Genomic DNA, 22,787 nt, shown 5'->3' with positions numbered 1-22,787 from the left:
TTCATCTTTTTGTGTCTACTGTTTTTTCACATACTTGGCATAATTCTCCTTGTTTTCAAAATAAGAAACTTCACCGTTATTTCCTGTCACAGCAATCACCGCATTAGCTTTGTCTACCTGCTTATGGGAATAGGGGTCTATCGCCATCCGCACGGTCGCATCTTTTGGAATACGTTCCTTACACATTTCGCAACATCCGTAATAGGTTTTACCATCAAATTTTACGTCAAACTGCCTTTTGCCCATATAGGCATCGTTGACCATGCAGACTTCATCCGATGGAACCAATTCACCTATTTGGGTAGTATGTCCGTTGCTTTCCGGAGTTGCCTGCGAATGCTGCTGTTCCGCTTCATCCTTATTTGACCCCGCCTGACCGCAAGCGGTGAATAGCAGGGTTAATAAGGAAATAAAGCCAATTATTATTTTGTTCATGTCCAAACTTGTTTTTTTAAATTTTATTATTTACTTTCTTCAAACTCTTTTAGCTTGCGCTTCATTAGTTCAATTTCTTCCGCTTGGGTTTTAAGTATATTTTTTTGCAGCTCTATCAGTTCCGGGTCGGTCAGGTGTGCCTTTTCGGACATCAATATGGCTGCTGCGTGATGGGGTATCATACCCTTTGCAAACTGCTTGTCCCCGACATTGATTTGTTCCCTGATACCAAACCATGAAAAGATGCCAACAGCAACCGAGATGATGGCTATCGCCCAATTCATCTTCCTGTTGGGGTACATTACTTTCATTATCGCTAATTCGATAAGCAGCATTGCCGAGGTCATCAGCAGGGTCATGTACAAATTGTTGATATTGGGTATCAGGTTCTGCCACCCGTCAATCATAGCGTACATGATAAAATACATCACTGCGAACATGGCTACAGCCATCACCGCAAAGCGTTTGTACATGGCCGAAGCATGTTTTGTATTGTGCGTGCCATGCTCCGAGGAATGACCCGCATGGTGACTGTTTTGCATATTTTCCATAACCCTGAATTTTATTTGCTGTTAATTGTTTTTTCCACCTTACCGCAGGTCAGCATTTTAGAACCGTAGTAAGGGTTTTTGATTTCCTTGTTTTCGCTGAACCAAACAGCACCCTTACCGTCATTGAACATCGGGCAATGGTCCTGATACAATGTTTGCGATGTACCGAACAAATCAATCAGGTCTTTCAAATCTTCGCCAAGCGAGGCCAAATGTTCCCGCTGGTGGTGGATGTTGCCGACATTTTCCCCGATATGTTCTGCGTGTTCTTTAGCATCGTCCGCTATGTCCATGTACTTTTTGTGCTTATCGGCAGGAACGGCTTTCATGTCCACTTTATTCAGGGTAGCTAACAGCTTTTTCCCTGAACTGGCGGCAGCTTTGTCATCGTCCGAAACAAGGGCGTTCTTTAAGGACAGATAATCGGTAACTATGGGCGCAATAGAAAAGTTTTTTGCTTCTTCTTTTCCTGTTGCTTTTGCTTCCTGACCGCTCGGAGTTTCACTCACAACGGGCGCAGCTACCGTATCATCCTCTTTTGGTTGGGAAGCTGACTGTTCTTGTGATACAACAGCAGTATCACTTGAAGACTGCTCGTTTTTGTTGGATGCCTGATTGCATGATACTGTTACAAATGCCATGATAACAGCAATGATTGATAATGTTAGATTTTTCATTTTTATTTATTTTTTGATTTTTAAAAAACTTGCGTTAATAGCCACTACAATGGTGCTTACACTCATCAGCACAGCACCCATAGCGGGACTTAAAACAAAATTCGGATAGAGTACGCCTGCCGCAAGGGGTATTGCCACCACGTTGTAGCCAACCGCCCATATCAGGTTCTGTACCATCTTTTTGTAGGTAAGTTTGCCGAAGTCAATCAGTTTGACCACATCCCTCGGGTCGCTGTCTACCAATATGATATCCGCTGTTTCGGCAGCCACGTCCGTACCGGAACCCACGGCAATGCCCACATCTGCCTGTGCCAGTGCAGGTGCATCATTTACACCATCACCAGTCATTGCTACGATTTCGCCTTTTGCCTGAAACTCCTTTACTTTCTCCTGCTTGTTGTGCGGAAGCACATTAGCCAAATACCCGTCCATACCCAATTTTCCGGCTACGGCAGCAGCAATCCTGTCGTTGTCCCCGGTGAGCAGAAAGGACTTGATGCCCATTTTTTTGAGTTCCTCAATCGCCTGTGCCGACCCCTCACGGATGCTGTCTGCCAAAGTAATGATGCCGATTACCCGGTCATCAATGAGGACAAAGTTGACCGTTTCGGCTTCCTGATTGATTTCGCTTGGTATTTCCGGCAGGGAAAGGTGGTTTTCGGTGAAATAATTCGGGCCGCCAGCTACGACATTTTTCCCGTTCACAACACCTTTAACACCTATGCCCTGCATATAGCTGAAGTTTTCAGACTTCCATAAGGCAAGGCTCTTTTCTTTCAATGTAGCCATAATGCCTTTGGCGATATGGTGTTCCGAATTTTGCTGTACTGCGGCAGCATACTGGATAACCTCATCGGCATTATATTCGTCTGTTAACGGTATAACCTTTTCTACGGCATGGGAACCTTTGGTGAGCGTTCCGGTCTTATCAAAAATGACGGTGGAAAGTTTTCGGGTGGTTTCAAATGCCGTACGGTTGCGGATGAGCAGGCCATTGGTCGCCGAAAGCGTTGTGGAAATGGCGACCACCAACGGGATAGCCACGCCCAATGCGTGCGGGCAGGCCGTTACCATTACCGTCACCATTCTTTCAAGCGCAAAGGCAATATCTCCACTGCTTGCATACCAATAGGCAAATGTGCCTATGCCCACGGCAATGGCAATAAAGGTGAGCCATTTGGCAACTTTGTCCGCAAGGTTCTGTGTATTAGACTTAGTAGCCTGCGCTTCCTGCACAAGATTGATAACCCTGTTCAGGTAGCTGTCTTTTCCCACGGCTGTTACCTTAACTTTCAGCGCACCATCGCCATTGATAGAGCCTGCGATGACCTTTCCGTCCTTTTCCTTTTTTACGGGAACACTTTCCCCGGTAAGCATACTCTCGTTGATATACGAAAGCCCCTCCAGTACCAATCCATCGGCTGGAATTTTTTCTCCCGGTTTTATGATAGCCGTTTCACCGCTTTGCAGGTCTTCGAGCTTTATCTTTACAGCTTCTCCGCCACGTTCCACGGTAACATCGTTGGGCAGCAAAGCCACCAATGACTGTAATGCCCGTGAAGCAGCCATTTGGGAACGCATTTCCAGCCAATGCCCTAACAGCATGATGTCAATTAGGGTTGCCAGTTCCCAAAAGAAGTCCATACCCTGCAAGCCAAATACAACGGCTACGGAATAAACATAGGCTACGGATATGGCAATGGCAACAAGTGTCATCATCCCTATGGCTTTGGCTTTCACCTCGCCAATCATTCCCTTTAGGAACGGTAAGCCTCCATAGCAATAAATCACCGTACCCAATGCCAACAGCACATATTTATCGCCATTGAAAGCAAGGGAGAAACCCAACCATTGCTGTATCATGTGCGACAGGAGCAGGATAGGGATTGTAATGACAAGGCTTATCCAAAAACGTGTGAGGAAATCGCCTGTATTATGCCCCTCATGTTTATCAAAGTTTTCGTCATCATGGCCATGTTGAGAATGCCCGGAATGCTCATGTTCTGGCGTGTGTTCATGAGAAGCTGACGTACCGCCACCGGGAACCAATGCCATGCCACAAAGAGGGCATTTGCCCGGTTCGTCTTTTAGCACCTGCGGGTGCATGGGACACGTGTATTTTTTCATAACAAGGGATTTTAAAAGTTATGTTGCATTTAATTTTTTTACCATCTCATGGGTCATTTCTTCAGCATAAGTACCATAGGCATCAACAAGTACCCCTTTGCTCTTACCGTCATTGGACGATATGGCATAAATCACGGCATTGTTATCAGGACTGCTGTCGAGGCTTTCAAACCTATGAGTTTCCGTAACCGTAAAATCCTCCGGTTTTAGTTTCAGGCTCTTTGACGCACAGTAAAGGCAGTCCGGCAACAGACTAAAATCAATACTGTACCCACGTTGTCTTAGGTCTTTAAGAGCCTGCACCATATCACTATACTGTTCCATAGCTTTCCGACCTGTTATTTAATGGTTTCGACCGTACTGCCGCAGGTAAGCATCTGTGAGCCGTAATATGGGTTTTTAATGGCATTCTCTTTACTTAGCCAATTGGCCCCCTTACCTCCATTGTACATAGGACAGTGCTGGTAATAAACTGGTGTATCCTGTTTAGACACTTTAGCCAGTATGTAGATGCTTCCCGAAAGTGCCGCAAAAGCACTTCTTTGTTTTGCAACGTCTTTTGATTTTGAAATGCTTTCCGCATTAGCTGTCAAGTCCTGCATTACTTTCATCCAAGCCGTATGTTCCTCTGCCGAAAGCTTGTTCATATCGACTGCTTTAAGGGATGCAGCCAATTCAGCGGCTTTGGCAGATGCAGTTGCCTCATCGGTTTTTATCAAAGCATCTTTCACTGAAAAGTAGTTGTCAAACACAGCTTTTAGCTGTGATTGATTTTGAGCTGCATCCTTGTTAGCGGGTGCTGCCATTTCACCGTGGTTGTGATTGCCATGTCCGACTTTCATGTCCATTGCCGCCCCTTTGTTTTGGGCAATTGTCTTCAAAGGTCTATCGTACTGGCAGCATTCAGCCAGTTTCGCATATACGTCATCCGGCGCACGGAACTTCTCACTATCATAACCCGCCAAAGCGATACGTTTCAGGATTTCATCCTGATTTGTTTTCTCGCTGTCATACGTGAGCGTAGCCATCTTGGTATCTTTGTTCCAGTCCACGTTGGCTACCTTTTTTATGTTACCTGCTTTTTCGATGGTGGTTTTACACATACCACAATTGCCGTAAATCTTTACGGTTTCTGTTTTCGCATTTTTGATTTGTGCGAAACCATTCATTGAGGATAGTAATACGGCGATTACCATCACTATTTTTGATAATGATTTCATAATAATTACTTTTTAGAAATGAAGTATTGAAAGCCCATTTCTGTTTTAAACTTTAAATAAATGATACAAATAAGGGATTTGCAAAAAGCCGAAGCGGCTTCTGACAGGACATACCTATGGCTGGCAGGCCATAAATTTAGCTTATTTTAGGCGGTAGCCAAATGGAAAAAAAGCCCGAAGAATAATAGGCTTCTTTGAAAGCGAATTTTTGCTTTTTAGCTGCTGCTAAGTGATCTTTTGCCTTTAATTCGATTACGGTTGGGACATTTAGGGAAGTGGTTGAAGCACCGCACCTGCAAGAGCTGTGGGAACAACCGCCCCCGCATTTGTCACTTTTGCATTTTTTACAGGATTTGCTCTTGCAACCTTTTGTATGTTCTGATTTTTTGGATTTCTCCTTTGAGCAGGAAGACTGCTCGGTCTTTGTTGAATTTTTGGAACAGGCATAGCTCTGACTTGGTACCATAAAGAAAACCAAACAGAACAATGTCAAAATGCCTATATGTATTCTATAATTTTTCAACGCAACAAAGTTACAAATTAGATTGGTTTTTTATATCGTTTTACGTTTTTTTTGCTATATGGAAAAATAATGCCATATACGCAATAACCTATCGCCTTTTTTCAGAATTGATAAAATGCCCTTTTTCATCAACCCAACCTCATGGAAATTCGGTCGGAAAAAGGGCATTTCAAAAAGTTGCTGGCTTAGGCATCCAAAGGTTCTATTTTGAAGCCTGCCTTTTGCACGGTCGATATTACTTCATGCTCGGTAATGCCCTCGGACTTCACGGTAAGTACTTTGTCCTTGTTGGCCGTGTCCACTTCCCAATGGCAGATGCCCTCTGCCTTGTCCAAGTGCGGCTTTACAGATGCGATACAGCCGCCGCAATTGATGTTCGTCTTGAATTGAAATTGTTTATTTTCCATTGTTTACAAATTTTAGAGTTATCTGATAATGCAAATTTCCGTACTATTCAGTTAGTTATTGTTGTGTAATTTCTTGTTTGATTTGTGAGATTTACTGTTTTATTTCTTCCACTTCAACCGCAGGCTGTTACTGACCACGCTCACGCTGCTCAATGCCATTGCCGCACCCGCAATCATCGGGTTGAGCAGGAAGCCGTTAACAGGGTAAAGGATGCCTGCCGCTACCGGAATGCCGATTACGTTGTAGATAAACGCCCAGAACAGGTTTTGCTTGATGGTGGCTACGGTCTGTTTGGACAAGCGTATTGCCTGCGGTATCTTGGTCAGGTCGGACGAAATGATGGTCATCTTGGCTACGTCCATTGCGATGTCGCTGCCTTTGCCCATTGCGATACTTACATCGGCTGTTGCCAATGCGGTGCTGTCGTTGATACCATCGCCCACCATTGCCACTACCTTTCCTTTACTTTGCAGTTCTTTCACAAAGTCGGCTTTGTGCTGTGGCAAAACTTCGGCTTTGTAATGCTTGATGCCTGTCTGCTCCGCAATGGCTTTTGCAGTAGCTTCATTATCTCCGGTCAGCATATACAGGTCAATGCCCATTTCCTGCATTTCCCGGATAGCCCGCACCGATGTTTCCTTAATCTTATCGGCGATAGCGATTACAGCAAGAGCCTTTTTGCTGTTTGCAAACCAGATAACGGTTTTAGACTGTTTGCCCCATTCTTCGGCCTGGTCTTGTAATTCGCCGGCAATGGCAATGTTGTTTTCTGCCAATAGCTTTTTGTTGCCTACATAATAGGTTTCGTTGTCATGGTCTGCTTTTGCGCCTTTGCCCGTAATGCTGTCGAACATGGATAAAGAGGTGGTCGCTACATCGCCAAGATGCTTCACTACGGCTTCTGCCAATGGATGCTCGGATTGCTTTTCGATGCTCAAAAGGATTTCTTTTGCAGTGTCCTCATTGTTCAGCCATTTAATGCCCGTTACCTGTGGTCTTCCCTCGGTGATGGTTCCGGTTTTGTCCAAAACGATGGCATTTACTTTTTTGGCCAGTTCCAAACTTTCGGCATCCTTTATCAAAATGCCATTTTCAGCACCTTTACCAACGCCTACCATAATAGCGGTGGGTGTCGCTAAGCCTAAAGCACAGGGGCAGGCAATGACCAATACCGTAACGGCTGCCAACAGACCTTGAACAACCCCGTTTTCGCCTCCCAAAATCAACCATAGCGTAAATGTCAGGATGGCAATACCTATCACTGTGGGAACAAAGATGCCCGCAATCCTATCGACCAGTTTCTGTACGGGTGCTTTGCTTCCCTGTGCATCCTGCACCATTTTGATGATGTGGGCAAGCATGGTTTCTTTGCCCACTTTTACCGCCCTGAACCGGAAGCTGCCTTTTTGGTTAATCGTTCCTGCAAATACTTTTTCTTTTTCTTTTTTCAATACAGGTACAGGCTCACCGCTTAACATGCTTTCGTCCACATACGAATTGCCCGATATGACCATGCCGTCTACCGCAATCTTTTCACCGGGCTTTACGAGTATCACATCGCCTGCGCTTACGTCTTCGATAGCGGTCTGCTTTTCCGTTCCGTCCGCATGTACCACGATGACCGTTTTTGGCTGCAAGCCCATCAGCTTCTTAATGGCTGAAGAGGTGTTGCCTTTGGCTCTTTCTTCCAGCAGTTTTCCCAAGAGGATGAATGCGATAATAACGGCAGCCGCTTCAAAATATACGTGAGCATGCAGTCCCCGTTGATGCCAAAAGTCGGCAAACAGCATATTGAAAACACTGAACAGGTAGGCAATACCTGTACTCAATGCCACCAGCGTATCCATATTGGCGGAACGGTGCTTTGCCTGCTTCCAAGCGTTTACAAAAAAATCCCTGCCCAACCATATTACAACGGGCGTGGAAAAGAGCCACATTATCGGGTCTGCATAGGGCATATCCATAAAGAACATTCCTATGATTACCACGGGCAGGGAAAGGATAATTGCCCAAATGGTCTTGTTTTTCAAGGTTCGGAATTTCTTTTCGTGGATGGCTTCGAGCGTTTCCTGCTGCTTGGTTTTGTCTTCAATCAATAGGTCGTAACCTACTCCCTGAACCGCTTTTTGCAGGGTGGAGGCATCGGTCATATTGGGCAGATATTCCACGGTAAGATTGCCCGTTGCAAAGTTCACGGAAGCATTAACTACTCCCGGTTGGTATTTAACAATGCTTTCGGCACTGCCCGCACAGGATGCACAGGTCATGCCCAATACCGGAAAAGCACTTTTAACCGTAGGAACTCCGTAACCTAAATCTTTAATTGCCTTAACAGCTTCGCCTACGGTTTCATTGCTATCTACTGTAATCGCTGCCCTGCGGTTGTTCAGCTCTACTTTATGGGTTTCTACGCCTTTTACCTGTGCCAATCCCTTTTCAACGATTAATGCACAGTGTTCGCTTTCTACATCCTCCAACGGTATGTATATATTTTCTCTGTTTGTCGCCATATTTGCCTGCTTTAATTTACAATGCAAAATTGGCTATTATAATTATGGGTACTGTTGTGAAATTTTGGATTTGATTTGTAAGATTTATTGAAATCCTGTATAGGTGAGCCACTTCATCAGATGGTTATCGCCATAAAGCCAGTTTTAGATGGTCTTTAAAACCACAAAGCATTGCGAAAGATAATCGCAATGCTTTATTGTTTGCTTAAAAAGCTGTGGTCTTAAAATACTGACGGATGCCCGGTCTTCTTCTTGGTGCGGGGTTTATTCAACTTTAGAATTAAATTGAATATCTACGTCAGTTGATGACTTAGGGTCATTAATCAAGTCCGTTTCAATCTTTCCTCCCTGTGGATAATGGCGCAGCACAACCCTGACCGTACCAGTGGAAGCGGTCGTGGTTGTCCAAACGCTTTCCAGCCCTAACGTAACGTTGTTGTCATCCTTATCCAAATTTGTGATTTGTATATTTGATGTGGAAGATGGCACGTAATAAATACGGTGGTCTATATTTTCCTCACTTACTTCTTCGGTAATGTCTTCACCATTTACCTCGTCAAGAAAGGATACGCTGACATCATAGGACTTACCCGGTTGCAGTGCAATCTGGTCTATGACCGGGGCGTTTCCTCCGGCTCCGTCAGCACCTTTCCAAGCATAAAGAAGTTCGTTCGTGGTTCCCTGTTCCTTAAAACGTAGCTGTACCGTAGTGATTACCTCGTTGTCGTTTTCTTCGGGGATAGGGTCATCGTCTTTGCTGCATGAGGTTGCGAATAGTACGATTGCCGCTACGGCAATCGAAGAAAAATGTTTGAATTTCTGTGTCATTGTTATATAAATTTAATTGTTGAAAAACGTGTTTGTCAGAAAACGTACTTTAATCTAACGGAGATGTTTCTGCCCATTTCGTCCGTAAAATACCTGAAGCTGTTCAGGTAGTTTCTGTACCGGGTATTGAACAGGTTGCTCACTGCAAGATTGATGTTCAGTGACCTGCCCAAGACACTGACCACTGTACCAGCGGATATATTTGTCAGGAGATAACCATCAGGGGGCAGCTTATAATCCTGCTGGCCGTGTATGTTTTCATCAGGTACTCTTGTCTGTTTTAAGACCAGCGGAATTTCCATCCCGATATAGGATTTTTGGAAAGACCTTATATCGGGCAGTTCGTAATTGAACCCCAATGAAAACCTGTCCGATGGCATGGAAATCAGCCAGTCGTTTATCGTTTTATTGTACGCCCTTAGCAAAGATGCCTTTCCTATGATGTCCAGTTTCTGTACAGGCTTGTAATTGATTAATAAATCCGTTCCCGTGAGATAGGCATCAGCCTGTTGATAGACGAATTTGGGAAATGCACCTGCAATGGTCAATACAGGCTCTCCCGGGCGGGGCTGTAAATAGATAAAGTTGTTGATGGAATTGTAGAATACAGACCAGTCTATATTTACTGATTTTTCTTCATTGCTATATGAAAGCCCCAAGACCGTGTTTACAGCCTGCTCTATTTTCAGGTTTACGTCCCCAAGTTCATAGGTGGCAGTACCTTGATGTATGCCGTCAATGAGCAGTTCGTTAACGTGGGGAGCCCTATTGGCAAGGCTGACCATTCCGTTTATCCTGATATGGTCTGAAAGATGGTAGATGGTATTGAATGATGCCCCGATTGTTGAAAAATCAAAGTCATGCTCCACAGGCTGGTTATTGTAAGGGTATCGTACCGTACTGATTTGCTTAAAATCATACCTGATACCGCCCTGAAGCTCCCATTTGTTCTTCTTCCATTTTTCAATCCAGTATGCACCGTATGTTTGGGAATTGTAGGCAGGGATGAGATACCGACCTTTGTAGGTATTGTCCTGCTGCATAGCGGATATGCCGATACTTCCGTTAAAGTTTTTGAATGTGGGATGCTCCCAAGAAATTTCTTCGGAAATCGTGCTGACATTCAAAGTCATTTGAGGCGTTGTAATTTCGCTGTTCCTGACTATATCAAATTCTTCCCTGTTGTTGAATTGTGCGGCAATCTGTATGTTCAGTTACCCGGCTTTCTCTCCGGCAAATATCTCCGGGTACTGGATAGGTTAATGGAAGAAGATTTAGTCCACAAAGTGGTAAACGTTGACGGGGGTGTAGGATATGCAAGTTGCCATAACTGTGAAGTAGTCCACAATCATAACCACTTGCATTTCAGTTGTCAAAAATGTAAATCGGTAACTTGTATAGAGGATGTGCAACCGTTATTTAAGTTGCCTAAAGGATATAAAATAAGTGAAGTCAATTTTACGGTGTCAGGGCTTTGCCCGCAGTGTTCCTGAATAGCGTAGCCGTTCCTATACTTTATCCAACGGCTTTCTCTTATCTTCCCGGACTTGTTTGAAATAGCTCGGGGTAAGCCCCGTTACTTTCTTGAACTGGTTGCTCAAATAGGCTACGCTTGAATAGTTGAGGCGCATGGCAATCTCACTTAACGACAGTTCATCATACACCAGCAGTTCTTTTACCTTTTCCACCTTTTGGGCGATAAAGTATTTTTCAATAGTTGTACCCTCTACTTCTGAAAACAGATTGGACAAGTAATTGTAATCGTGGTGCAGTTTATCGCTCAATACATCGGAAAGGTTGGTTTTTACATCACTATCCTGATGATGTACCAGGTCAATGATAATGTTCTTTATCTTTTCTATTATCCTGCCTTTTTTATCATCAATTACTTCAAACCCCAATGGCTCTAAAGTCTTGACCAAAGCCTCTTTCTCCGTAGGTGTAATTTCTTTGGTAAGGGTAACTTCGCCCAGCTTTACATTTTTAGCATCTAAACCAAGTTTATCCAATTCGTTTTGCACCACCATAATACAGCGGTCGCATACCATATTTTTAATAAAGAGTGTATTCATATCTTACTAACTGCTATATTAAGCACAATAAACAAATTTACGATTTAAGTCGAACTACGCTCGTTGCTTCCTGTCTAAATCAAGTTATCTGATTGCATTGTCTGCATAGGCGCTTTTAATTTGGGTTTTTGTTAACCTGAAGCCTCGGCCCAGGCTTCTAATTTAGTTAATTGAAACCTTGCGAAAGTTGTATTCCGCAAGGTTTTAAAACAGTGATACATCTGCCTTTGCTAATGGTCTGCATTCACCCTACAATATTAAATTATAGCAAATACTGGTACAGTTCGGCTATTGCATCGTTGTACTCTTTCTCCGCCTGCAAATAATTATTGGTAGCGGTATAAAAGTAACTTGCCTCCAAAAAATATTGGATAGTGGTTATCTCTCCGAATGATAACGCTTTATCCAATAGTTTAATACTGTTGATACTGCTTAATACTTTCTCATATTCTGCTACCGTCTTTTGCAGGTTGATATACTTTTCATACAGTTGCTTCAAATGATAATAATGTTCGTTCTTGTGCCGTGCTACCTGTACTTCTGCCACCGATAATTCAGCCTGCTTTTGCTTCACCCGATTTTTGTTTTCACACAAAGGAATGCTCACGCCTACTTTTGCACCGTAAAACTGCTGCCCTAAAATACCCTGATAATGAAAACCCACTTCAAATTTTGGCAGGGTCAATGCCTTAGTAACTTCAATATCCTTTTGGGCTACTACGGTCTGTTGTGTCAAATATTTTCTTACCGGGTCTTTGTATTCAATTGTTTCTTCCAATTCTTCAAATGCAGGAACGGGCTTATATTCAGGGTATATGGTATCGTTAAAGACTATCTCTATACCGCCGTTAAGTTCCGTCAGTTTTTGATGAAGTTGGTTGATAGCGGAAATGTTCAACTGATAATCTTTATTAATCTCAATCAATTGAAGTTTAGCCTTATTCACGTCCAGCACATTACCTTCGCCCTTATCCAGTTTGGTCTGAAAGTCGGTCAGGAACTTTTCGGTTTTTGTTTTCCGTTCTATAATTCTTTCCTGAAGTTTATTGCGGTATATCAGTTCAATGCAAATCTTTTTCGCTCCCAATAATATTTCCTGCCTGTTGGCTGTTAGCGAAAAATCTGCCTGCTTACTCTGCTCGCCAGCCAATGCTTTCTTTTTACTGTAAACCGTGGGAAAGTCGAAACGCTGCAAGACGTTAATGTCCGTTTGGTTGCCCGCAATGGCATAGGGTGAGCCACGCATAAAATCGTAGCTGACCACAGGGTCGTACAGCGTATTGCCCGTATGGTACAATAACTTCTGCGCATCCCAATATTTGCTTTGGGTTTGCAGCGTTTTATTGTTCTTGGCAACATCAGACAAGACGGTTTCCAATCCTGACTGTGCCTGCAATTGTATGGTAAAAACGCACATACAGATTGCCGTTAAAAATTTTATGTTCATGCTTTAGCTGCTTTTTTGTTAGATAAATAGTACACCGCCGGAACAATAAAAATGTTGAGCAATGTAGAAGTAAGCAAGCCGCCCAATATCACTTTTGCCATAGGACTTTGTATCTCGTTGCCGGGCAAATCGCCCGCAATAGCAAGCGGTATCAATGCCAGCCCTGCGGTAAGTGCCGTCATCAGGATGGGGCTTAACCTGTTCTTTGAGCCTTGTATAACCGTATCGTACAAATCCAACCCCTCATCACACAATGTATTGTAATGCGATACGAGCAGGATGCCGTTACGGGTAGCCACACCAAACAAGGTGATAAAACCGATAATGGCAGGAATGCTCAAAATGCCACTGGTAAAATAGATGCTGAACACACCGCCAATCAATGCCAAAGACAGGTTGATTAAAATGATGGCGGCTAACTTTACCGTTTTGAACTCCCGGAACAGTATCAGGAAAATAATCAGAATGGAAAGCAGGGAGGTCGCAATCAAGGTCTGCGATGCTTCTGCCTCCGCTTCAAATTGCCCACCGTATTCAATGTGGTAATCTTCGGGCAGCTTTATTTTTTCGCCCACTATCTGTTGGATTTCCTCAACGGCACTAACGATATTGGTTAAGCGAAAACAAAATGTAACCGCAACAATCTACACCAAAGCAATCAGCAATCAGCTACAATTGGACATAAAACGGTACAACAGCCAATACCTCCCGATTGAAATTAAGGTTTTCTCCGATACCCACGACCGATTTTTGATAATAGACCAAGCGGAGCTTTACCATATAGGGGCTTCGCTCAAAGACCTGGGCAAAAAATGGTTTGCATTTTCCCGAATGGATATTGAGGTGGGCAGGATGCTTCACATCTTGAACAAACAATAAACGCTCCGGATTCAGAGGGTTTAATTTTAGTTTCTTGACAATTCTAAAATCCCGCTAAGTTATTTACATCAACTTAGTATAGTTTCTTCTTCAACCATAAACTTGCCCTTACCAATAGTATCAGTACAGGCACTTCGACCAATGGTCCGATAACGCCAACAAATGCCTGTGGAGAATGAATACCAAAAACCGCAATGGCTACGGCTATGGCCAATTCAAAATTGTTCCCGGTGGCTGTAAATGCTATGGACGCGTTCCTGTCATAAGGAACATTCAGGGATTTGCTTATAAAAAAGCTCACGAAAAACATCAATACAAAATAGATGATTAGCGGTATGGCTATCTTAATCACGTCCACTGGCAACTCCAATATCTTGTCGCCTTTCAAACTGAACATCAGTACAATGGTAAACAATAATGCGTAAAGTGTAATAGGTGATACTGCCGGTATGTATTTTCTATTGTACCATTCAATGCCTTTTGATTTTATAAGAACATATCGGCTCACGAAACCTGTAAAAAAAGGAATACCCAAGTATATCAACACGCTTTCGGTAACGTCTTTCATTGATACATTTACATTGAAATTGGCTAATCCTAATTTACTCGGCAATACGTTGATAAAAAGCCAAACCAAAAAACTGTAACTCAATATCTGAAAGACACTGTTCAACGCTACCAATAGTGCCGTATATTCCCTGTTGGCTTTTGCCAGGTCGCTCCATACAATTACCATTGCGATACATCTTGCCAATCCTATCAAAATCAATCCCGTCATATAATCGGGTTCATTCCTTAAAAACAGAACGGCTAACCCGAACATCATTACCGTACCGATTACCCAATTGAGGAATAAAGATATTCCAATTACTTTTTTATCCTTAAACGCTTTGGGCAATACTGTATAATCCACCTTTGCCAATGGCGGGTACATCATCAGTATCAAACCTATTGCCAGCGGGATATTAATGGTTCCTACGGACAAGCTGTCTGTTACGTTAGAAATGTTGGGAAAGAAATATCCTAATCCTACGCCAAATGCCATAGCAAGGAATATCCATAGGGTAAGGTAACGGTCAAGAAATTTTAGTTTTGGTTGCATTGGTTATTTTTTAATCATTGAAAAAACATAGAACATTTCAGTTGCTATCTCCAAACTCCTTTCCGCATATATCTTTGTCTGCTCTGTTGTGCCGTCTGAAATCTTCGGGTCTTCAAATGTGATAGGTATTCTCTTTTCTGCACCTGCAATAAAAGGACAGCCATCGTCTGCCTGTGAACAGGTCATAATGGCAGTGAATGCCGATACAGGATTGAAAGGGCTATCGTACTTTTTTGAAAAACCGATAATCGGCAAAGCATTTTCACTGTACTTAATAGCATAAACAGGATTGTCCGCTTCCGAAATTTTGAAAGCAGAAAAACCCTGTTCATTCAATGTTTCCACTACTTTCGGAAATAATGCCGTTTCTTCCGTACCGCCCGAATAGCAATATACATTCGGGATATGGTAATATACACTTGCCACCTGTGCCCAAACCTGCGATAAATGGCTTCTTCGTGAATTGTGTGTACAGATGAAATTGAGATTTATTACCTGTCCGTTGCTTACTTTTTGTTGTACGAAGTCTATCAAGGGTTGCAATATGGTTTTACGTTCTTCGCTTACGGTCTGAACATCAGATATTCCCTTTATGGTTTCAGCTAAATTCTTGTACATTACGATTGGTTTATAGGGTTTAACAACAGTCCGAATTAGGCGAACAGCAAGCACTGTTCAGCTCTGATAATTCTACTTTTTGTTTTTCGGCAGGAATACCGCAGGCATCACTTGCCAAACAAGCGGTTTGTTTGTTTTTCAGTACAAAATGGTTTCCGTTAAAATCCAGATTGTATTTGCCAATGGTTTCGCTTTGGTATTCCACTTCTATTTCGGCATCTTGAATATCCAATTTTTCTTCGGACAGTTTGATGATGTTCAATAGTTTGGTCGGCTTTAGCCTGTGTTCAAAATCGTTGGCGTTCCACAACTGGAAGTTGACGACCTTTTCATTTCTGATCGTTCCGCCACAATCAATAAAATGTTTTGTAACAATACCTACCTCCGTAACGTGGAAATGTTTGGGGACAAATGTTCCGTCCGCTAATTGAAATTCAACATTGTCCAATGTTGGTAAGATTTCTTTGATGTTTGATAGTTTCATTGTTTTTGAATTTTGAAATGATTTATTAAAATATTGTATCGTAATATAGCGATGTTAAATATTAAAAAAACACGGCTAACAGCACTTGATTACCTTTACTTCCTGATCAAAGAATGAATTAAAATCTGCTTGGATTTTTTTCCAAACATTTTTATCGATGCAATAACAAACAGATTTAACCTCGATTGTGCCTTGAATGATGCCGATACTCTTTAACTCCTTTAAATGCTGAGAAATCGTAGCCTGTGCCAATCCCAATTCCTCGACCAGATCATTACAGATACAGGCTTTCTGGTTAATGATATATTGAAGTATGGCAACCCTTGCAGGGTGTGCCAGAACCTTAAATAGAGAAGCTAATCTGTTTTGCTCGTCCGTGAATATTTCTGATTTAGTAAGTCCCATGCTTTGTTTTTTATATATCGCAATATTACGATAATAAATTTAGATATAATATGGTTTGTAAAAAAACAATCAATTCTTTTAATAATCTTATGTGTGGTAAAACCCTACCTCTCAAAGCCAAACTCTGCCACTTTCAGTCGACCTTTTCTTCTCGCTGATACCTTAGCCGTTGCAAGAAAAAAAAACGAACAGGAACAATGATTGGGTTTTTATTGGAATGGGATATATTACACGGGCAAATGCAGAAATCGTCCTACTGTTCACAAAGGGAAAACCTCTTGAAAGACATGCAAGAGATGTTCCACAGGTGCTTATATCTCCCCGTGGAAGACAATCCGAAAAACCTGACAAAATCAGAAAGCGTATTGTTCGGCTTTTTGGGCAAGTTGACAGACTGGAGCTTTTTACAAGACAAAGTTCCCAAAACGATGATGATGATTTTGATGGGTCGGACGTATATGTCAATGAAGTGGACAACTCTATAACGATATCTGAATAAACACTGTTCTGCCAAATCCTGCCTCCCGAAGCCAAACCCTGCCACTTCTTCAAAGGCTCTTGCTCCCTGCTCTAATTTTAGGTTTTACGCAAAATTCTAAACAAAATTTAATTATGAGTACACAGCAAAAAGACCTGTCGTATTTCCGTTTACGACTACAGGAACTCCTGAACAGTAGTTTCCCTGAAAAAGCCAGCAACCAAAAATTTATTGACCAGCGTTCCTCGTGGGCTGCCAATGCCTATGAGGATGCGTTCCGTTCCGGCAATGCCATTGAGCAATGTAATGAGATAGCGAATTACATACTCTTTGAGGGTTTGCACTTCTCCAAGTTTGATATGGTTTTTCAGGTAGTATGCAATGAGTTCGATACCCTAATGGCAGACGAGGAACTGCGGCGGTTCGCTCTGAAAATGTTCCCTGTTTGCGAGAATGTTTTCGCCCAATATGAACTAGCCGATGATTTTGCCTACGGTTATGAGTTTGACCTGCTCTATACCGAGATAACCGGAACCATCGCAATATGGATTGAGGAAAATGGGCTTCAGTAAACGGCAGCATCTCTTGGACAATATCGAAGCCCTGCGGATTGCCTTTACATTGGAAAAAGAGCAACGAAACGCTACCGTGGGTGAAAGACTGTCAATGAAACAATACAGCGGATTTGGCGGTCTTAAATTCGTATTGAACCCCATAGCAAATGAAATAGATATCAACCATTGGAGGAAAACCGAACACGATTTATTCCCCATTACGCTGGAACTCCACAAACTGCTCAAAGAAAAGTCCGAAGACGATAAGCAATACCGCCGATACGTGGACAGTATGAAAAGCTCCGTGCTGACGGCTTTTTATACACCTCCACAGGTAATTGATGCAATTTCCGAAACCCTGCGGGAAAGCGATGTAAATATTCAGAAATTCCTTGAACCCTCCGCAGGTATCGGCTCGTTTATACAATCCTTTTCCGAAAACCAACAAACCAAAGTAACTGCCTATGAAAAAGATTTGCTGACAGGCAAAATCCTAAAACACCTCTATCCCGAAAGCAATATCCGTGTGAGCGGTTTTGAGGAAATCCCCGAAAAGGAACAAAATAGCTATGATGTTGTTGCAAGCAACATTCCGTTTGGCGATACTTCCGTGTTCGATCTTACGTTTTCCCGAAGCAAAGACCCCGCAAAAATACAGGCTGCCCGTAGCATACACAATTATTTCTTTTTGAAAGGAAACGATATGCTCCGTGAGGGTGGTTTGCAGGTATTTATTACTTCGCAAGGAATTTTAAACAGCCCCAACAATGAGCCGATACGTAGGGCGTTAATGAAAAGCAACCATCTGGTGTCGGTTGTCCGATTGCCAAACAACCTGTTCACGGAATATGCAGGTACAGAAGTCGGAAGCGACCTGATTATCCTGCAAAAGAATACGGCAAAACAACCTCTGAGCGAATTGGAAGAGCTGTTTTGCCAAAGCAGGCAGACCAAATACGATACTTCAAGCAATGCTTTTTTCCGTGACGGTACGAGGGTCATACATACCGACCGTAAGATAGATACCGACCCATACGGAAAACCTGCAATTATCTATACGCATAAAGACGGTGTTGCGGGGATTGCCAAAGATTTGAAGCAAATGCTTTCCGAAGATTTTGGAAAGCACCTGAATTTTGATTTGTACAAAGGCGAAAGCAACGATGAACCTATCGTACAAATTCCGATTACGCCAACGCCGGCACCTCCGGCTACTGAACCCGAAATCATACAACCCGAACGACCGCGTTTTACTGCACCAGCCATTGTACAGGAAAGCCAGCAGGAATTAAAACAGCTAAGCATTTTCGACCTGTTTGAAAATGTAAATGAAACCGTAGCGGTTATTACCCCGCCAAAGAAAACCACCCAAGCCAAAAGACAAACGACAAAAAGAAAACGTACCCCAAGAGGTCGGCAAACCGACCTCTTTAGCGGAGCGATGCAACAGTCCTATACATCTCCAGCATCAAACGGCACGGTCAATAAAACCTTACAAACCAATGGCACAAAACAGAAAACAATCGGCGATTTATTTTCACAGGCAAACAGTAATGGCCAAGCCGATAAGTCAGCCGGTACCGTACCTGCTACTGTTCCCGAACCTGCTCCGTACAGTGACGAACTCCAACAGTTTCACCGTAACGATTGCCTTGTCGTAGATAACGGTTGGGTCGGCTATTTGCAGGAAGTGGATAAAAGTGATGCAAGGGCAATATTCCACCCGTTGCAGTTACCGTCTTTGCAAAAAGCAAGAGCCGAAGCATATATCCAAGTTCGTGATACCTATATCGACCTCTACCAAAGAGAAGCCGAGAAACATTCAGAACACAAGGAAGAAAGGGAAAACCTTAACCGCTTATACGATGCTTTTGTCAAAAGGTACGGAAATCTCAACAGTGCGGACAATATCAAGCTCATCAAAACAGACAGTGTAGGCAAAGAAATGCCCTATCTGGAGCGTGTCGTTGGTGGTGTAATCCATAAGGCAGATATATTCAGCCGTCCTGTAAGTTTTTCTACCGCAACCATTGCAACGGACAATCCCGAAGAAGCGTTATCGGCTTCGCTGAACAAATACGGAAGCGTGGATTTGGACTTTATGTCCGAAATCAGCGGTATGCCTGCTGATGCTTTGAAAGAAGCCTTACACGGTCTCATCTACTACAATCCATTGCAAAAGGAATATGAAATATTCGAACGCTGGGTTGCGGGCAATGTAGTGGAGAAAGCCAACGAAATAAGAGATTACCTCGAAAGCAATCCCGATGATACCCAAGCTAAAGAAAGCCTTACCGTTTTGGAAGAAGCCCGACCAAGACGTATCGAATTTGAGGAACTCGATTTTAATCTGGGCGAACGCTGGATACCCACTGGCATCTACGCCCGATTTGCATCGCATCTGTTCGACGCAGATGTGAAAATCCACTATTCGGACAGTGCCGATGATTTTTCCGTCACCTGCAAACAGAAAAATGTCCATATATGGGATAAATATGCGGTCAAAGCCCAAAGCCGGACGTATGACGGGATTGCCCTGCTCAAGCACGCCCTTGTCAATACCACACCCGATATTTCCAAAACGGTACAGGTTGACGGAAAGAATGTCAAGGTACGGGATATGGAAGCCATACAAATGGCGAATACCAAGATTGACGAAATCCGAACCTCCTTTAACGATTGGCTCCACGCCCAAAACGATGAGTTCAAGATAAGGATGACTGACCAATACAACGACACCTTTAACTGTTTTGTCCGACCGCACTACGACGGTTCCCATCAGGTGTTTCCGGAATTGGACCGAAAAGCATTGGGTATTGAAGACCTGTATTCAAGCCAAAAGGATGCTGTCTGGATAATAAAGCTCAATAACGGTGCTATCTGCGACCATGAAGTAGGTGCCGGAAAGACGTTGATAATGTGCACGGGTGCACAGGAAATGAAGCGTTTGGGACTGGCTCACAAACCGATGATTATCGGGTTGAAAGCGAATATACCTGAAATTGCCGAAGCCTACCGCACCGCCTATCCGCACGCTAAAATACTCTATCCGGGCATTGATGATTTTACGCCCCAAAAACGACTGCGGATTTTCGGAGATATTAAGAACAACGAGTGGGATTGTGTGATATTGACCCACGACCAGTTCGGAATGATACCCCAATCGCCCGAAATACAAAAGGAAATCCTGCAATCCGAACTGGACAGTGTGGAGGAAAATCTTGACGTTTTGCGAAGTCAGGGCGATGAAGTAACCCGGGGTATGCTCGCCGGAGCAGAGAAACAGAAAGAAAACCTCGAAGTCAAGCTGAAAACCCTGCAACACGACATTGAAAACCGCAAAGATGATATTGTGGACTTCAAGATGATGGGTATCGACCATTTATTTGTAGACGAAAGCCACCAATTCAAAAACCTGATTTTCAACACAAGGCATTCAAGGGTTGCAGGATTGGGCAATCAACAGGGAAGCCTAAAGGCACTGAATCTTTTGTTTGCTATACGGACTATACAGGAACGTACCGATGCGGATATGGGGGCAACTTTCCTTTCGGGTACGACTATCAGCAATTCACTGACCGAATTGTACCTGTTGTTCAAATACCTGCGACCAAGGGCTTTGGCAAAACAGGGCATTAACTCGTTTGATGCGTGGGCGGCAATCTACGCAAAGAAAACAACCGATTATGAGTTTTCGGTCGCCAATAATATCGTGGCAAAAGAGCGTTTCCGCTACTTTATCAAAGTGCCGGAACTCGCTCAATTCTACTCCGAAATCACGGATTACCGTACCGCCGAAATGATTGGAATAGACCGTCCCGAAAAGAACGAGATATTTTACAACATACCTCCAACTCCAGACCAGGAGAAGTTTATTGAAAAGCTGATGGAGTTTGCCAAATCAGGCAAAGGGGAATTACTTGGCAGAAAACCGCTATCTAAAAAAGAAGAAAAAGCAAAAATGCTTATCGCTACGGACTACGCTCGAAAGATGTCTTTGGATATGCGAATGGTAAGCCCCCATTACCAAGACCACGCCGATAACAAAGCTTCCCATTGTGCAGATAATATTGCTAAATATTACAATAAATTCAATGCACAGAAAGGCACGCAGTTCATCTTCTCGGATTTGGGAACATACAAGCCAAATCAGTGGAATATCTACTCCGAAATCAAACGTAAGCTCGTGGAAGACCACGACATACCTGCACACGAAATCCGCTTTATACAGGAAGCGAAGAATGACAAGCAACGAAAAGAGCTAATCAAAGGAATGAACGAGGGCAAAATCCGTGTCCTTTTCGGTTCTACGAGTATGCTCGGTACAGGTGTGAACGCACAGAAAAGAGCCGTTGCCGTACACCATTTAGATACGCCGTGGCGACCGTCCGACCTTGCGCAAAGGGACGGTAGGGCTATCCGCAAAGGCAATGAGATTGCCAAGCATTTTAACGACAATAAAGTGGATGTAATCATCTATGCCGTTGAAAAATCGCTGGATAGTTATAAGTTCAACCTGCTGCACAACAAACAGCTATTTATTGACCAATTAAAATCCAACAATCTTGGTAAACGGACGATTGACGAAGGTGGTATGGATGAAAAGTCGGGTATGAATTTCTCGGAATATGTAGCTATCCTTATGGGCAATACCGACCTTTTGGACAAAGCTAAAATAGAGAAACAGATTGCCGGATTGGAAAGCGAAAGGCAATCGTTCAATCGTTCAAAATCAAGTGCCAAGTACAAACTGGAAGATTATGAGGCAGAACTTGGAAAAGCCCAATCCCGCTATGACCGTATGAGCCTTGATTGGAATAATTTGCAGGGACGTATCCAAAAAAACACTGACGGTTCCGTTGCCAACCTTATTAAATTAGACGTTTTGTCGCCCAATGCGGATATAAAACAAATCGGTGCAAAGCTCAATCAGCTTGCCGACAAATCCCGAACGGGTGGGGATTATGAAGAAATCGGTAATCTGTATGGCTTTCAACTTTTGGTAAAAACGGAAATGTCACAAAAAGAGGGGGTGGATATTCGTGTAAACCGTTTTTTTATTCAAGGTGAGGGTACTATCAAATATACATTCAACAATGGTGTAATGGCAAAAGATCCCGAAACAGCTTCACTAAATTTTATTAAAGCATTGGAAAAGCTGCCCACCTATATCAGAAAAGAACAGGAGAATATGGCAGATTTCCAAAAAAACATTCCAATACTTAAGGAAGTAATCAATGGTACGTGGACAAAAGAAAACCGACTTAGCGAACTCAAAACGGAGTTGGCGGCAATTGAGCGGAAAATACAGTTATCTAACACTCCGGAACCAATAGAAAATTCTACAGAACAAGTCGAAAAGCAGCAAGAAAATCCAAAGGCTATGGAAAGCGTAGTACCGACAAAAAGTATTTATATGTCACGGGGAGTATTGTAAAAACATTTACCCATTCATACATTTTCCTAATC

At 43.0% G+C, this 22,787-nt stretch carries 21 protein-coding genes and 1 pseudogene; 4 read left to right on the top strand and 18 right to left on the bottom strand.

What is annotated here, in order from left to right; all coding sequences use genetic code 11:
* Positions 1–15: 15 nt before the first annotated feature.
* The 14 genes from CRT24_RS17315 to CRT24_RS17245 form a co-directional block, all read right to left on the bottom strand.
* Positions 16–435, bottom strand: coding sequence for a hypothetical protein (locus CRT24_RS17315; protein ID WP_002993270.1), 420 nt, complete (start codon positions 433–435; stop codon positions 16–18).
* Positions 436–461: 26 nt separating this feature from the next.
* The gene (locus CRT24_RS17310; protein WP_002993268.1) at positions 462–986 is read right to left on the bottom strand and encodes a DUF305 domain-containing protein; all 525 of its coding nucleotides are present in this window, start codon (positions 984–986) and stop codon (positions 462–464) included.
* Positions 987–997: 11 nt separating this feature from the next.
* Entirely contained in the window at positions 998–1,663 is a 666-nt protein-coding gene (locus CRT24_RS17305; RefSeq protein ID WP_002993266.1) for a DUF3347 domain-containing protein, read from the bottom strand.
* A 6-nt stretch (positions 1,664–1,669) separates the two neighbouring features.
* Positions 1,670–3,790, bottom strand: coding sequence for a heavy metal translocating P-type ATPase (locus CRT24_RS17300; protein WP_002993264.1), 2,121 nt, complete (start codon positions 3,788–3,790; stop codon positions 1,670–1,672).
* A gap of 18 nt (positions 3,791–3,808) precedes the next feature.
* Positions 3,809–4,114, bottom strand: a complete 306-nt coding sequence (locus CRT24_RS17295) for a hypothetical protein (RefSeq protein ID WP_002993263.1) — start codon at positions 4,112–4,114, stop codon at positions 3,809–3,811.
* Positions 4,115–4,128: 14 nt separating this feature from the next.
* Positions 4,129–4,893 (bottom strand): DUF3347 domain-containing protein, encoded by a 765-nt coding sequence (locus CRT24_RS17290; RefSeq protein WP_245153195.1) that lies wholly within the window; start codon positions 4,891–4,893, stop codon positions 4,129–4,131.
* Between the two features lie 384 nt (positions 4,894–5,277).
* The gene (locus CRT24_RS17285) at positions 5,278–5,457 is read right to left on the bottom strand and encodes a hypothetical protein (RefSeq protein WP_002993259.1); all 180 of its coding nucleotides are present in this window, start codon (positions 5,455–5,457) and stop codon (positions 5,278–5,280) included.
* A gap of 261 nt (positions 5,458–5,718) precedes the next feature.
* Positions 5,719–5,940 (bottom strand): heavy-metal-associated domain-containing protein, encoded by a 222-nt coding sequence (locus tag CRT24_RS17280; protein ID WP_002993257.1) that lies wholly within the window; start codon positions 5,938–5,940, stop codon positions 5,719–5,721.
* A gap of 99 nt (positions 5,941–6,039) precedes the next feature.
* Positions 6,040–8,451: a heavy metal translocating P-type ATPase gene (locus CRT24_RS17275; protein ID WP_002993255.1), complete on the bottom strand. Its 2,412-nt coding sequence runs from the start codon at positions 8,449–8,451 to the stop codon at positions 6,040–6,042.
* Positions 8,452–8,715: 264 nt separating this feature from the next.
* Positions 8,716–9,279: a hypothetical protein gene (locus CRT24_RS17270; protein WP_002993254.1), complete on the bottom strand. Its 564-nt coding sequence runs from the start codon at positions 9,277–9,279 to the stop codon at positions 8,716–8,718.
* A 35-nt stretch (positions 9,280–9,314) separates the two neighbouring features.
* Positions 9,315–10,412, bottom strand: coding sequence for a TonB-dependent receptor (locus CRT24_RS17265; RefSeq protein WP_094258254.1), 1,098 nt, complete (start codon positions 10,410–10,412; stop codon positions 9,315–9,317).
* 375 nt (positions 10,413–10,787) lie between these two features.
* Positions 10,788–11,351, bottom strand: coding sequence for an AraC family transcriptional regulator (locus CRT24_RS17255; RefSeq protein ID WP_002993247.1), 564 nt, complete (start codon positions 11,349–11,351; stop codon positions 10,788–10,790).
* Between the two features lie 262 nt (positions 11,352–11,613).
* Positions 11,614–12,798: a TolC family protein gene (locus CRT24_RS17250; RefSeq protein WP_002993245.1), complete on the bottom strand. Its 1,185-nt coding sequence runs from the start codon at positions 12,796–12,798 to the stop codon at positions 11,614–11,616.
* A complete protein-coding gene (locus CRT24_RS17245; RefSeq protein WP_002993243.1) occupies positions 12,795–13,373 on the bottom strand; it encodes an efflux RND transporter permease subunit in 579 nt (192 codons plus the stop codon). The genes CRT24_RS17250 and CRT24_RS17245 overlap by 4 nt, the downstream gene beginning before the upstream one ends.
* 19 nt (positions 13,374–13,392) lie before the next feature.
* Between CRT24_RS17245 and CRT24_RS17240 the strand changes: the two are divergent.
* Positions 13,393–13,677: pseudogene (locus CRT24_RS17240) on the top strand (ORF6N domain-containing protein); the annotation flags it as partial.
* Between the two features lie 73 nt (positions 13,678–13,750).
* On the opposite strand, the gene arsB reads toward CRT24_RS17240, so the two are convergent.
* From arsB to CRT24_RS17220, 4 genes are all read right to left on the bottom strand, one after another.
* On the bottom strand, positions 13,751–14,779 hold the full coding sequence (arsB, locus tag CRT24_RS17235) for an ACR3 family arsenite efflux transporter (RefSeq protein WP_002993239.1): 1,029 nt from the start codon (positions 14,777–14,779) through the stop codon (positions 13,751–13,753).
* A gap of 3 nt (positions 14,780–14,782) precedes the next feature.
* Entirely contained in the window at positions 14,783–15,397 is a 615-nt protein-coding gene (locus tag CRT24_RS17230) for a hypothetical protein (protein WP_002993237.1), read from the bottom strand.
* A 19-nt stretch (positions 15,398–15,416) separates the two neighbouring features.
* Entirely contained in the window at positions 15,417–15,881 is a 465-nt protein-coding gene (locus CRT24_RS17225) for a DUF6428 family protein (protein WP_002993236.1), read from the bottom strand.
* A 75-nt stretch (positions 15,882–15,956) separates the two neighbouring features.
* Entirely contained in the window at positions 15,957–16,286 is a 330-nt protein-coding gene (locus tag CRT24_RS17220) for a helix-turn-helix transcriptional regulator (protein ID WP_099372373.1), read from the bottom strand.
* A 169-nt stretch (positions 16,287–16,455) separates the two neighbouring features.
* Between CRT24_RS17220 and CRT24_RS17215 the strand changes: the two genes are divergently transcribed.
* The 3 genes from CRT24_RS17215 to CRT24_RS17205 all read left to right on the top strand — a co-directional run bounded on the left by CRT24_RS17215 (position 16,456) and on the right by CRT24_RS17205 (position 22,755).
* Positions 16,456–16,785, top strand: a complete 330-nt coding sequence (locus tag CRT24_RS17215) for a hypothetical protein (RefSeq protein ID WP_002993231.1) — start codon at positions 16,456–16,458, stop codon at positions 16,783–16,785.
* Between the two features lie 113 nt (positions 16,786–16,898).
* Positions 16,899–17,336 carry a DUF1896 domain-containing protein gene (locus tag CRT24_RS17210; RefSeq protein ID WP_002993229.1) on the top strand — a complete coding sequence of 146 codons (438 nt, stop codon included), beginning with the start codon at positions 16,899–16,901 and terminating at the stop codon, positions 17,334–17,336.
* The gene (locus tag CRT24_RS17205) at positions 17,323–22,755 is read left to right on the top strand and encodes an N-6 DNA methylase (protein ID WP_099372372.1); all 5,433 of its coding nucleotides are present in this window, start codon (positions 17,323–17,325) and stop codon (positions 22,753–22,755) included. Before CRT24_RS17210 ends, CRT24_RS17205 begins: the two co-directional genes overlap by 14 nt.
* Positions 22,756–22,787 lie beyond the last annotated feature (32 nt).

The sequence above is a fragment of the Sphingobacterium sp. 1.A.5 genome, from assembly GCF_002734235.1.
GTDB lineage: Bacteria > Bacteroidota > Bacteroidia > Sphingobacteriales > Sphingobacteriaceae > Sphingobacterium > Sphingobacterium daejeonense.
This window is presented reverse-complemented; position numbering and strand designations above follow the sequence as displayed.